Origin of the sequence: Photobacterium carnosum, from assembly GCF_021236965.1 — a bacterium.
GTDB lineage: Bacteria > Pseudomonadota > Gammaproteobacteria > Enterobacterales > Vibrionaceae > Photobacterium > Photobacterium carnosum.
Genome location: NZ_WMDN01000003.1, coordinates 251,538 through 263,929, shown reverse-complemented (window position 1 = coordinate 263,929; position 12,392 = coordinate 251,538). Strand labels below are relative to the sequence as shown.

Annotated in this window: 17 protein-coding genes; all 17 read right to left on the bottom strand. The window is 45.6% G+C overall.

Going from position 1 to position 12,392, the window contains the following annotated elements; translation table 11 throughout:
* Positions 1 to 2 precede the first annotated feature (2 nt).
* On the bottom strand, positions 3 to 656 hold the full coding sequence (locus GLP24_RS04840) for a hypothetical protein (RefSeq protein ID WP_081278114.1): 654 nt from the start codon (positions 654 to 656) through the stop codon (positions 3 to 5).
* A gap of 8 nt (positions 657 to 664) precedes the next feature.
* Positions 665 to 967, bottom strand: coding sequence for a hypothetical protein (locus tag GLP24_RS04835; protein ID WP_232575577.1), 303 nt, complete (start codon positions 965 to 967; stop codon positions 665 to 667).
* Positions 960 to 1,328: a hypothetical protein gene (locus GLP24_RS04830; RefSeq protein ID WP_232575576.1), complete on the bottom strand. Its 369-nt coding sequence runs from the start codon at positions 1,326 to 1,328 to the stop codon at positions 960 to 962. The genes GLP24_RS04835 and GLP24_RS04830 overlap by 8 nt, the downstream gene beginning before the upstream one ends.
* Before the next feature lie 18 nt (positions 1,329 to 1,346).
* A complete protein-coding gene (locus GLP24_RS04825) occupies positions 1,347 to 1,871 on the bottom strand; it encodes a phage tail-collar fiber domain-containing protein (protein ID WP_065176874.1) in 525 nt (174 codons plus the stop codon).
* Positions 1,868 to 2,611: a phage tail protein I gene (locus tag GLP24_RS04820; RefSeq protein WP_232575575.1), complete on the bottom strand. Its 744-nt coding sequence runs from the start codon at positions 2,609 to 2,611 to the stop codon at positions 1,868 to 1,870. The genes GLP24_RS04825 and GLP24_RS04820 overlap by 4 nt, the downstream gene beginning before the upstream one ends.
* On the bottom strand, positions 2,595 to 3,572 hold the full coding sequence (locus GLP24_RS04815; protein ID WP_232575574.1) for a baseplate J/gp47 family protein: 978 nt from the start codon (positions 3,570 to 3,572) through the stop codon (positions 2,595 to 2,597). Before GLP24_RS04815 ends, GLP24_RS04820 begins: the two co-directional genes overlap by 17 nt.
* On the bottom strand, positions 3,569 to 3,901 hold the full coding sequence (locus GLP24_RS04810) for a phage baseplate protein (RefSeq protein ID WP_107228681.1): 333 nt from the start codon (positions 3,899 to 3,901) through the stop codon (positions 3,569 to 3,571). Before GLP24_RS04810 ends, GLP24_RS04815 begins: the two co-directional genes overlap by 4 nt.
* Positions 3,898 to 4,482, bottom strand: a complete 585-nt coding sequence (locus GLP24_RS04805) for a phage baseplate assembly protein V (RefSeq protein ID WP_232615613.1) — start codon at positions 4,480 to 4,482, stop codon at positions 3,898 to 3,900. The genes GLP24_RS04810 and GLP24_RS04805 overlap by 4 nt, the downstream gene beginning before the upstream one ends.
* Positions 4,463 to 4,954 carry a hypothetical protein gene (locus GLP24_RS04800; RefSeq protein WP_232615612.1) on the bottom strand — a complete coding sequence of 164 codons (492 nt, stop codon included), beginning with the start codon at positions 4,952 to 4,954 and terminating at the stop codon, positions 4,463 to 4,465. The genes GLP24_RS04805 and GLP24_RS04800 overlap by 20 nt, the downstream gene beginning before the upstream one ends.
* Positions 4,920 to 5,435 (bottom strand): phage tail protein, encoded by a 516-nt coding sequence (locus GLP24_RS04795; RefSeq protein WP_232615611.1) that lies wholly within the window; start codon positions 5,433 to 5,435, stop codon positions 4,920 to 4,922. Before GLP24_RS04795 ends, GLP24_RS04800 begins: the two co-directional genes overlap by 35 nt.
* Positions 5,416 to 5,748, bottom strand: coding sequence for a hypothetical protein (locus GLP24_RS04790; protein ID WP_232579664.1), 333 nt, complete (start codon positions 5,746 to 5,748; stop codon positions 5,416 to 5,418). The genes GLP24_RS04795 and GLP24_RS04790 overlap by 20 nt, the downstream gene beginning before the upstream one ends.
* A gap of 23 nt (positions 5,749 to 5,771) precedes the next feature.
* Positions 5,772 to 6,095 carry a hypothetical protein gene (locus GLP24_RS04785; protein WP_232615610.1) on the bottom strand — a complete coding sequence of 108 codons (324 nt, stop codon included), beginning with the start codon at positions 6,093 to 6,095 and terminating at the stop codon, positions 5,772 to 5,774.
* 69 nt (positions 6,096 to 6,164) lie between these two features.
* Positions 6,165 to 8,162: a ClpP-like prohead protease/major capsid protein fusion protein gene (locus tag GLP24_RS04780; protein WP_232615609.1), complete on the bottom strand. Its 1,998-nt coding sequence runs from the start codon at positions 8,160 to 8,162 to the stop codon at positions 6,165 to 6,167.
* Positions 8,146 to 9,633, bottom strand: a complete 1,488-nt coding sequence (locus tag GLP24_RS04775) for a phage portal protein (protein WP_232615608.1) — start codon at positions 9,631 to 9,633, stop codon at positions 8,146 to 8,148. The genes GLP24_RS04780 and GLP24_RS04775 overlap by 17 nt, the downstream gene beginning before the upstream one ends.
* Entirely contained in the window at positions 9,626 to 9,835 is a 210-nt protein-coding gene (locus GLP24_RS04770; protein WP_232615607.1) for a hypothetical protein, read from the bottom strand. The genes GLP24_RS04775 and GLP24_RS04770 overlap by 8 nt, the downstream gene beginning before the upstream one ends.
* A complete protein-coding gene (locus GLP24_RS04765) occupies positions 9,832 to 11,925 on the bottom strand; it encodes a terminase gpA endonuclease subunit (protein ID WP_232579708.1) in 2,094 nt (697 codons plus the stop codon). Before GLP24_RS04765 ends, GLP24_RS04770 begins: the two co-directional genes overlap by 4 nt.
* A complete protein-coding gene (locus GLP24_RS04760) occupies positions 11,906 to 12,376 on the bottom strand; it encodes a hypothetical protein (RefSeq protein ID WP_045044047.1) in 471 nt (156 codons plus the stop codon). The genes GLP24_RS04765 and GLP24_RS04760 overlap by 20 nt, the downstream gene beginning before the upstream one ends.
* Positions 12,377 to 12,392: the final 16 nt, after the last annotated feature.

The following is a 12,392-nucleotide window of genomic DNA, read 5'->3' as shown; positions in this document are numbered from 1 at the left end:
GATTAACTTCCATTAATTGTATTCGCTGCATCATTGAACGATGCTGCAAGTCGTGTAAAACCATCCGCAATCTCTTGCTCTAATATGGATACTTGGCCTGAGGTTGCATAGTGAGCGGGCGCATTACCACCAAACAGCGTGGTATCTGCCGCTTTACCTCGTTTAGTTAGAAATTGTGCATCCGCCGCCGTGATGCTATAGACCTGATTGGCATTAGCTTTCTTGGCTAGCTCTGCTGTCATAGTGGCAGCAAAATGCGGATCATTACCTAGTGCCTTGGCCAACTCTTCAAAGGTATCTAATACTTCAGGTGCCACACCTATTAATTGCTTAATACGGGCATCTATTTGTGCCGGTGTTAAGGTATCAATCGTGTCGGCTTTATCATCAAGTGCAGGAATGGTGACCTGCAATGTGACATTACCCGAACCATCAAAGGACACTGAGCCATTTGCATCGCGGCCAAGGGTTATGGTGCGTGCGACTTTGAGTTTATTCGCCGTTGCTGTGTTAGCGCCTAAGGTAGAAAGCGGATCATCAAGATAAGAACGTGGATAGATTTCTGTTTTGTCAGCTTTTAATCGCAACTTGCCATTAATCACACCCATCACGTTATTGAGTGCCGCTATCAGTTGGTCAATTTTATTGTTTAACACTTTCACTCCTAAGCTGACAGTTCCCCCGCCTGAAAGTTAAACCCGTTAGTAATGCTAATAATGACGCTATCTAACAATGTTGCGGTTGATTGGGTAATCTCCGAAGCGGTCACCGCTAAAGCTTTTGCCTCTGCTGCCGTTGCTAAGACTTCTTCACTGACCGTACCCACTGGCCCTTGCTGACCAATCGTTACCACTTGAATATTGGGTTTCACTTGCTCACGAACGACAGCAATCCCTTGGGGTAACCGTACTGTTATCACGCGGTCAGTATTGAGCGTGACCAACACTTTTGCATTTGCGCTAATCATCAACCGCCCCTTTTATCAGTACCGCAGGACCACGTAAGATGCTGTAAGGATCACCACTCGAAAAGGTTACCCGCACTTCATAACTCGCGTTCTCCCATGCTGTTGGTTGATGGCCTTGGGTTTGGTCATGGGTGACTTTGATATCGAGTGCATCGCTTTGCTGTGGGTGTTCAATAATGGTGATATGTCCAGATTCTGTGGTACCCCGTACCAGCACTTCACCCTCAATAGAACGCACAACGAAAACAGCAGTACAGCCAAACAATTTCACATAAGGATTACAGTCATCACCAGTCGTCCAACTAACATCAAAGCCATAGGTTGTGCCGGCAATAATGCTCAGTAACGGCGGTCCCTCCATTGTGCATGCCATATTCCCTCACACTCTTTTCTCTAGTTCATTAAAACGAAATAGCAATTCAAGATGGCGCGACATATTGCCAATTTGAGCCGTTGCCATGGTGGTTAACTCTTCACCTAGTAACAGGTTTATATTGTCATTACCGACCTCAATCGTGATGCTATTTGACGGCAACGGGGAGACATCTAACGTGAATTTCTGTAACCAGCTGGCATTGGCTGATTTATACGCCAATAAGGTATTCGGCACTGAATAGACCGCTAACAAGGTGCCAGTTTCTAAAAAGAACCCGACTTCTCGCACTTCATATTCCAGATTGCCTTTAAATACTGCCGCCATGCGTAGTTGTGTGGGGCTTAATTCTTCCCAATCTGAAATCAGTTCACGTTGCTTTTCGTTGTACAACGCTTTTTGTTCAGGTGTTGGCTGATAACTGCGGTCACCTGCCGCTATCCATTTAATCGCCCCTTTGATGCCTTGGTTTTTGGCGCTAATTAGCTCGGCCAATCCCACTTTAGTAAATTGAACAACGGGTGAACTCATGTTCTTGCTCCTAACGTTATATCGGTACTCATCACCATACGCATACCGCCTGCAAAATAGCTTCCACCTACACACCATGAGTCATTAGGCATGGCTCCTTGATACGACTCATCACCGATTGTGGTATGAAAGTGACCACCTGAAACACCAAAGGGAGCCAATACCAACGGTGATGGTGGCATGATGCCAGAGGCTGAATCATCGTAATCAACAACGGATGGCTGTTTTACCCCTGAGAACGTGAGCCCAGTATCTAAACCAAAGGCTAAAATCAGTTCAACGGTGTCACGCTCAGATTTGGTATTTTCAATCCGTGTCAGCATCCGTTTAGCGGTTTTTTGATTCACTGGCTTATTACGTTTCCAAGCCACTACCTCAATATGATAAGGACCTGGCGGCGCATCCATTTGATACCAAGGGGTAACTTCAATATCACAATCCAACGCATCCATAGCCACCGCTAAACCGTGACGAGTTCCTGCTTTTCGATGGATTTCAAAAGCATTATCGGCAGTTTTACGTTGCTGCTCTAAGGAATCTTCAGGTCGCCAATCGGTTACCCCTCGCTCACCAGCGAGTAAGGAAACAAAGTGCTCTGAGGTTAATCGTGGTTGTTTCAGTTCAGGGAAAGGATCGGTTTGGTTAGCCAGTAAGGTATGCCAGGCATACTCTAAGGATTCTTCAATCAGGGTGCGGTTTTCAGGTTGAACCGAAATAAAAGGCTCAGTCACCTCGAACATCAATGATCACCTCCGTACAATACGGCGCTTGATCCCACTGGCAAATAACATCAGCTGCAGGCTCATGGACTTTGGCGCGTTTTGCCCCTAACTCATAAAGAATGTGTGCCACCTCTTCTCTATCAACAATGCCATGTAACTTATGGCGTTTTTCAGCTAACGCCCATGCAGCGTGTTCGGCTTGGGTTTTATCAACATGCGAACTTGGATCAGAGCCGGTATACACCGTGGCCACAATTCGATACAGCTTTGGAGCTGCACTCTTAGTGGTGATTTCATCAGACTCTTGGGCAATATCATCACGTTGAAGGTAATCTCCTACCCGCTTTAATAACGCAGCACTGGCAATGCCTTGTGGATGTTCTCGACTTAGCACTGCCACACACACTTTGCCAGAGTTAGGCGCTAACATTTTAGGCATCGCATCTTTAACCGGCATTGGCCTGTTTAAGTGCTGAAATTCATACCGCATCACCACCGCATCGGGTTCTGATTCAATCTTTATCAGCGGCCGTTCATCTAAGGTCAGCGCATGGAATTTATACCCCATTCGCGTACCTGTGGTATGAAACTGATAAGGCGCTAAATCAAACCTCTGCAATAGGCTTGCATCTGATTCCATAATGGCGGGTTTAGGTGGAAAAATACTGTTATCACTTGGCGTTAATATTTGCCGCTTTAAGCCATATTGCAATGCCAGTAAATCGACCATATCGGATTCAGTGACGAACTTACGAAACATCTGTAAGGCTTGGTGATTCTGCTCTCGAATCTCAGCCACTCGCTTTAACACAAACGCCTGAGTCACTTGTGCCAGCAGTTCACCATCATTGGTCATGGCTTGGTGTAATAATTGCGCCTTATCGGTATCTGACTTAGCGCAATACGCCACCGCCGCTTCAATATACTCACTTAATAAGGTTTCAAATTCAGGCACCACAAACGCTTTAGGTAAACTCATAACCGCACCTGTAATTTAATCTCATTCCCTTGCCACACGCCTTTCACCACCACTGAAAACCCTGTATCACTTGATATGGCTTGGCACTGTTTAGCTTTAAATTGGATTAAACCATTAGCAGGGTTCGCCAGCGCTTCAAGGGATAGGTTTTGTACTATCATGGCTTCCGTTGGGCTTTGCATGCGACCTAAACGGGCAATCACTTTATTGCCTATTTGACGGCGCTTAATCCGTGAGGTCATTTGTGTTGTCAGGATCCGTTCAAACCGACACGTTAACGCAGCTATACCTGTGACGGTTTTCCCTGTTTTAGGATCAATCCCTATCATTGTTGTTGCTCCGTTGTACTGGTGTTAGGGTTTCCATGCCGATGGATATGACCGTTATAAATCTTACGATCCGCAGCCATCGAACGAGTACCATCAGCCACATCACCCGAAGCACGATAATTACCCTCTTGTTCAATATCACCCACCACTTTGACACCACCAGGATAATGCGCCGTTAATGCACCTGTATCTAAGTCATAACACTCCGTCATACCGTTGCCGTAATCGGTCATTACTTGGTTTTCTTCGGTCGTTGGACAAGGAAAGTTTGTTGACGGTAATCCCATCAGAGCAACAGAATTATTGAGGTTATCGCCGCAGCCTAAGTTAATCAGAATGCACTGCTCACCCACACTAGGACGCCGATAGTGACTAACACGCCCCGCACTATGAACAAAGAACGGCACCCGCGTTGCCTTATTCTGACCAGCGGTAACATCAACGCTTTGTTTTGATGCCGCAGCCACCACACCAAGGCGAATAATATTGCTCGAAGAACGGCGGTTTTCTTCCATTTCTTCACGCAAAGCCATCACTTCTTTTTCTAACGAACGGATCCGTTCAACTAATGCCCTCAACATTGGCTTTCGTTCCTATAATCTCCTGCCAATCGTGTTCAATCGGCCCCATAAAAATACGCTGCTTGATGGTAACAACCCGTAAGAACACGCCATTATCTGGATTAAAACGGCGCGGCAGATTTGAAATCAATCGCGCCTCTTCCATATCATCAACACAACCAAAACGTTCATTGAATAACTCACGTTCAATACGGCTAGATAAGTCCAGCGCCACCACATCAAAGTTAGCTTGAGCTATTGGCACTTCTACCAAGAATCTCAGCTCAATCTCATGGATTTTACGGCCATCATTGTTGGTGTAATTAATGGATTGGCACTCACCACATTGATAACGCACGATAGGCGCACTTGGCTCTGTTTCTTCACGTTGATAAGCGGTTTCTATCTTGCCAAGCTGTAAACGCTGCTCTAACCGTTCAATGACGGTCATCACCCACTCACTGGGTGCCCGAAAGAATGAATTGGAACTCACGATGAAAAAACTCCTCAAATTTACGGTTCAAATCGGGTAAGTAAGAATCAATGATATCTTCTGCTTCCTCACTAATATCGATGGTGACTAACTTAATGGATTTTCGACCTTTATTTTCACGGCGAAAGACCAGCAGTTGATCACTGTCCATTGGTGAAATAAACGCACCATCATAGAAATGGCTACCGACTTGCACCCCTTTACCATTTTGAACGGGTCTGCCTAATCGATGCACACCAAGGCTTCTTACCCCCACCCACAGCTTTGACATCCCGCCGTTTTTATAGGTTCTAAAACGGGTGGTCATGGCTTTTGAATCAATACTGAGTTCATACCCTAAATCAGCCATAGAAGCCGCCCTTAACCAGCGATTGGTTTTGATCATCGCTTGTTTAGCGGCTTTATCTAATTCATCGGGAAGGTAAGAAAGACGAGCAAGAAAACGGGTGTCCAATACCATATTAGAATTCAGAGAAGTCATGTGTAATCCCTGCTTGTGATAGATTTAAAACATATTCACGTTGCAGCTGACTGTCTTTATTACCCTTGCCTTGTTCATGGCCAGAGAACACCAAGCTATAACGCTTACCCTTTATCATCATGGTTGATAACGGTGGTAAACAACTGGCCGTTAATAACCGTTTAATGGCATGACTCTCTGTTGATTGGTGTTTGATGTAACCTTGAATTTTTCGTTGTTGGCCATCGGGTAACATCACCACTAATTCACTGCCAAAACACTGCTGAATAGCGACTCGAATCAATTGCCGAGCATCATCAAACGCACTCTTCATTGATGATCACCACCCCTTATGAATTAACCGTTTAAGGTAACGCCCATCAACAACACGCCGTTATCAATGAATGAGCCGATAGGAACAGTCACAGCGCCATCACCTGTTGGTGCGGTTTTAGTAAAGAAGCCACTGTCAAAATAAGCCGCTTCACCAATAAATGACGGTGAATCACCCGCTTTAATGGGTCCATCAAACAAACCACGATAAGTACAGCTCACCACTTGACCTTCTTTAGCCGAATAGTTAGGTACCACAATCAACGCGCCATACTTAACCGGCACATCTTTCTCAAAGCCACCCACTGGCGCTTTTAAATCAATCTTTAAACCATCAGCAATACGCATAGTGTTTTCTGTCCATGTGTTTATTACGCTTATAAAAAAGGATGCCGAAGCACCCTATAACAATCGATATTATTTATTGGCAAACGTTGCCTGAGCGATGCCACGACGATCAAGCACTTTCGAGGTCACATCATAAGTAATACGGAACTTAGCACCGTCACTGCTCCAACCATCCCCCGTTTCTAACCAAGGATCTTGTGCACCATCAAGGAAGCCCATCACCACCGAATCAAAGTCTTTACCGGTTAACGCAATCGCCCCATTAATCGAGGCTAATCGTGCCGTTTCAACCACTTTAGGAAACTTCTTATAAGCAGGATTAAACGTATCAGGTTTACTGGCCGTATTTAGTACCGCTTCTAAAAATGATGCATGGTCAGGGTTAGCAAGCAGGATTTCACCGCGTAAATCTAACGCATCACCTTCAGAGGTGGTCGCGGTTGCAAAGGCTTTATGCAGCGCCATCACTAAAGCTTGGTAATCAGCGGCAGGAATATCATTAACTAAGTTACCCCACTTATTCGCGCCACCCGCTTGGAACACACCTTTGCCATCACCCATCTTTCCGCTGAGAATGGCGTTAAACATCAACTTATCCGACAAGCGATAAGCCGATTGCATAAACTTACGTGGAATTTTCGAGATCAAGGCAATCTCATCATTGATGATAGCTTGACGAGTAAAGGCAATTTCACGACCAAAACTGGCTAACTGAATTTTCTCACCACTGCCTTTAATAGTGGCTGATTTGTATTCACCATCTTCTGATACCGCCATTAAATCAGGCGCATCATTAATCAGAATTAAATCGGTTTCTTTAAAGTTAGGCAGGTTTTCAGTATTCGCCAAGTCTCGCCATAAGGGTGCACGTACTTGCGCTTCATCTCGCATCACCGTTCGTACACTTTCGGTGATGATGTCAGCAAAATCGCCGCTGTTAAACGCACGAGCGACTAATTCATTCTTGTTACCGCAATATTTAGCGTCCTTACCCACCGCAATTTCAGCCATATCGAGTAAGGTTTTTAAGCGGTACGGGTTATCTTTTTCAATCTCTCCCGTACCACAACGGGCATTTAACGCATTTTGCAGCGTATCTTTAGTGGTATTACCGTTGCCCACATGAATATGGGTATTGGTTAACCCTGTTGGTGATTGTTCGGCATTAGGCACTTGGCCATTAATGGAAACCGCCCCCAAGTATTGCAGTATCTTGAGTGAGCTATCTTCAGCACTACACTGTAAATTATTGAGCATTTCATCACGCAAGGTGTCACTCACCTTATGGGTTGCACACAAAGCACGAATAGTCGATTGACGTTGGTTCTCGTTTTTTAACGCATTTTGTAATGCATCGTTATCGATAGGTTTAGGCATAGGATCACTTTGTTGGTTTATTAGAGGTTCAGGTGTTGGCGTTGCTGGCGGTTGCACAAGCTGATTCAATAAATCATCAGGGGTATGTTTAAAGGCTTTGGCTTGCAGCTCAGTGGCAGAGACTTTTTTAAGGCAATTGGATAAGTCCACAGCATCAATCACCGCATCAATCAAACCAAACTCCAGTGCTTGGCTGGCGGTGAACCACGTTTCTTTTGCCATCGCTTGCAGCACATCCTCTAACGGCTTACCACTGCGTTCGGTATACGCTTCAGCAATGGTCTGCTTAGCGTTCTTCAGTTGGGTTAACGCACTTTCTATTTCATTTTCGCCACCCCACGCACCGATAGCAGGATCATGAATCATTAGCTTAGCGTTTTCAGGCATTTGAATTTCATCGCAAGCCATTAAGAAATAGCTAGAAATCGATGCCACTAGCCCATCAACAATACCAATGGTTTTGCCTTTATGGGCTTTAATGGCGTTATACATCGCCAGCCCTTCATAGACCGAGCCACCATAACTTTGAATACGGAACTCAGCATCTTGCGAACCGACTGACTGCAAGGCCTTGATTAAATCAATGGCTTCAATGTCATAACTACCAATGTCACCATGGATCCACACCTTCACCGGTTGGCCTTCGCCTTGGTTATTGAGCGTGAACCACGATTTAGTTGTCTTTGGCATGTTGTGCCTCTTTGGTTGTGTGTTGGATCTTCGTTTGAACGTTATGCGCAGGATCAGCCGTACTCACAATGGCATCATCATTCATGGCTTGGCGTTCGGCTTTTATCTCACGGCGTACAGCGACAGGGTTATAGTTGCGTTCACGTTGGAAGTGACTGAGTGATTGCAGCCCTAGACGCGTCCCTTTTTCAATACCGGTCATCTCTTTAGCAGGATCAATCCACGGCATCACTGGGGCTTGATAAATGGCATTGAGTACGGATACCGCATCCACTTCTTTAGGCACCACTAGTTCCCGCGATAAAATCGCCATCTGCAGTGCCATTCGATATTGAGGACGGGTCCAACTGGTAACGAACTTGCGTTGTAAAATGCGATAACGGGCAAAGGAATCAATCAGCTCTTGCCGTTGGGCGGAATAAGAACCGGTGTAATGACGAGTGACACTTGAGCAGTTAACTCCCGCACCTGATGCTGCTAATCGCATTTGAGCATCACGGAACGGACTGCTCATGGCTTCTTGGCGCTTACTTTCAACAATGCCGGCATCTTCACCAGGGGCGAGTTCAAAACTGTTCCCCATCCCTAGAAAGATATCACCGCCACGTTCAAAGTTATCAGCCTCACCTGAACCTGAATCTCGTTTAATAAAATAGGCAAAGCGGCTGGCAATCTGCGCACTAACACGCTCTGATTGATCGTAATCTTCAATATCAGCTATCAAATCTAAGACCGAATGCAGCAGTGTTACCCCTCGATTTTGATGAAATCGACGGGTGAATTTTAAATGCGCCACAAACCGCGCATCCACTTCAGAAAAAGAAAAGCCATGCGCATCACGCTGAATCAGCAATGACACCATCTGACCTAGACCATTACGGCGAATACCTTCATACATACCCTTTTCAGGCTCGTTGATATTCAGAGGAATGTAATCAGGCTCAAACGGCTGCACTCCAAACGGTGTTGTTGATGGGTATTCAATTCCTGCATCTCGCCCTAAGTAATAACGGGCAAACACTTCACCATCACGCAGCCACGTTCGACAGGCTAACCATTCGGTTTCAGCCCGTGATAACTCACCATCAATATTTTGTTGCAATGAAAACCGTTCAAACCATTCGCTGATCTTACGGGCAAAATCAGTGTGAACATCACCGTTCATGTCTAACGGCTGTGGTTCAATCATAATGCCGTTAGGCCCTACAACATTGGCACACAGTTCATCAAGGATAGCGGTAACATAAGGTGTATTTTCATCCATATGTCGCGCACGTTCGCGTAAAGATTTCGCATCTTTATTTATTTGGTTGGCTTTGCCAGTAGATCGGGCATTACGTTTTTTGGTGTGAGGATTAGCAGGCAGTGCGGCTTGGTATTTATTAATCAGGTTACGGTTATAAAGCCGTTCAGCCCCTGACTTAGGATTAAAATAACAAATGATACGATCGGCTATATTCAATTTACTCAAGATAGTTTCTCCGGATCATACTGCGGCGTCCTCCCTGATTTTCACGGCTAATCAACTGCTGCAGACGTTCTATCTCACGGCGAACCGTTGCCAAACTCGCAAAGGTCAGCTTTTCCCCTTCAGCCGTTTCAATCACTTGTTGCATCAAGATCTTTTTCTCGGCATCGAGATACCACTGCAGCCGTTCACGTTGGGTTGTCATCCAAAAATTCCTTTTGAGTGGTTATATCGTCGACGCGCTACACGCTCAAACTTCGGCGTTTGGTCGGCATCAACCACATTGCTATTAAATTGCCAATCAGCCGCCCATGCTGGCGGGTTATCCCAATGGATATCATCACCGCCTTTGTAATGCATACCGGCTTCGGCATAGGCACATAAATCAAACGACTCATTACGTGCACCATCGGGCTTTTGCCAATGGCCAAGCTCATCAATATATTCAACGGTGAGTTCATCAAACCAAACCCGATCCGCCCAACCCGGTAAATGAAAGAACCGCGCACCAAACTCTAACCGTGAAAAGCTGGCAGCTACGCGGTTTTTTAAACGGTTGGTATGCAGCATTAACAACGGGATTTCACCGTTGGCCAACTTACTGCGTTTATCGGGATAGGTTTCTTTAACCAGATCATCGATGTCACGGCTTGCCCCTTTCACTAATCGGAATAGGTGCGATAAACCATGCCCTTTGAGGCGGTTATAAAACTGATAAGCATGATCGGTAACGGATGAGCTTTTCTGTTTACCTTTTTTCTTCTCACCTGAACCACCAGAATCACATAAGGTTAATACTGGCTTCATCACTCGCCCTGAACCATCCGCTAAGGGATAGGTTTTCTTAATCACCTGTTCAATCAATAAATCCCAATCTTCGGCATACACCATCGGGTTAATGCGGTCATTGTTACGATAGGGATTAGTGAGAATTTCAAAGCGGTCAATCACCCACCGTTGCAGCCCTTCACCATAGATGTGGGCTTGCACTACAAAACGCGGGTTCTGTTTGCCACCTTGCACATCGATGGACATCATTAAGAAACGTCCACCCAATGGCACAATGCCCCGTTCATGATCAGCAGCTCGCGCCATTAATTGATGCGCACCGACTTCCTGACCACGCGACTGCATCACATAAGGTCGCCCCACACGCACGTTGATAAAGGTTTTTAATGACTCTTCATCACCACAGTCTTGGAACAAGGCATCCGCATTCAGGAAGCGATAGACTAAGTTTTCCCAACTGGCATAGGCTGCCACAACCCCTTCAAACCAAAACGTTGCCCATTTACTGGTTCGAATGGCTGATTCATCGGTGACAACCTCACCATATTGGTCAATTGCACCATCACGAAACCAACGCCCTTCAAGGTTCATGGTCTGTTTTTGTGATTCAGTATGACGATGGCAACAACGAGGACATTCAACCCAAGCGGTTTTAGCTGCTTCTAAAGGCTCAGCATGTTGTTCCCATTTAAGGGTTTCAAAATCAGGACGAAAATAGCTATTACAGTCTCGGCATAACCAATAGAAACGGCGGCGATCACCTTGATTGTACAAATCAGCAATACCACCACAGGGTTGAGATTCATGTGGTGATAAATCTTCAACCCGTTTAGGGTTACGTACAATACGACCAGGGGAAGATTCAGCCATCACCATGCCGGATGATTTCGCGTTTTGGACACGCATTAGCATCAGTTCAAACTTAGAACCTTCTTGGCCTACCGCATCATCAGCACGATCGTAATCGGTCGCGCCGGCATAACGATAGGTAGACGCAGATAAACTGGTTTCAGTGGCAGAATCCAACTTTAGGATCATGCCATTTTTAAATTTCTTCGAGGTGATATTGTCATCAGCTTTACGCCCAGTTCGCAGCTTGGCAATACCTGCGGTAGCTGAAAAGCTCCGTTCTAAATCAACTTTCGACATATCGGTAGCTTTAGTCTTGGTACTGTAGATAAGCAGCATGTCACCAGGGGCTTGCGTGACGGTATAATTTATCCAGCCTTCCACCATCGCTTTGGTTTTACCTGAACGTGCAGGACCAACCACAATCACCGCTTCATAAATACGCCGAGCCAAACAATTTAACGGCTCTCGCATGTACGGCACTTGTGACGATAAGAACTTAGTCACATCGGTACCATCAGAGATCCACAGTTCATCATCAGCCGCTTCCACGGGGGTTTTATCCGTAGGTGCACATAGATAAGCAAAGCCACGGCGAATGGCTTTAGCATTGGCAAACTTAATCCCTAAACGGGCATCAAACTGTTTCAAGCTCATCAGCGACCGCCTTTAAATCGAAATTAAGCAGAGTTTCTAAATCTTCAAGTTGTTGCGGTGTCGCGGTAGGAATAGCAGATTCAATACGGGTGATCACCTTGTCTTTAAAACCTTTAACACTGGCAATACAGACAGCAATTTCATTTTCATAATCTTCTTTGGTGACACTCTCACCAGATTCCCGCATCAAAGTCAGCTTTTCACGTTCACTTTGTACATACGCCCGTAACTCAGCCGCCGTTTTAAATCCCATTAAATCGGGTGCGTCTGATTCTTTACGCGGTTGTTGGCATAGGTACGGCGCGACTTGCACCACATCATAAAGTGGCGTGTTGCCCTTATAAGCGACAGGAGAAACCCCTGCCGCTTTTAAGTTTTTACGAATGGTTGAACGGTGTTTACCAAACTGTTCAAGTTCGGTGGTATTCCAAAAACGTTTTTCATTATTCATGGCACTCTCTATTGTG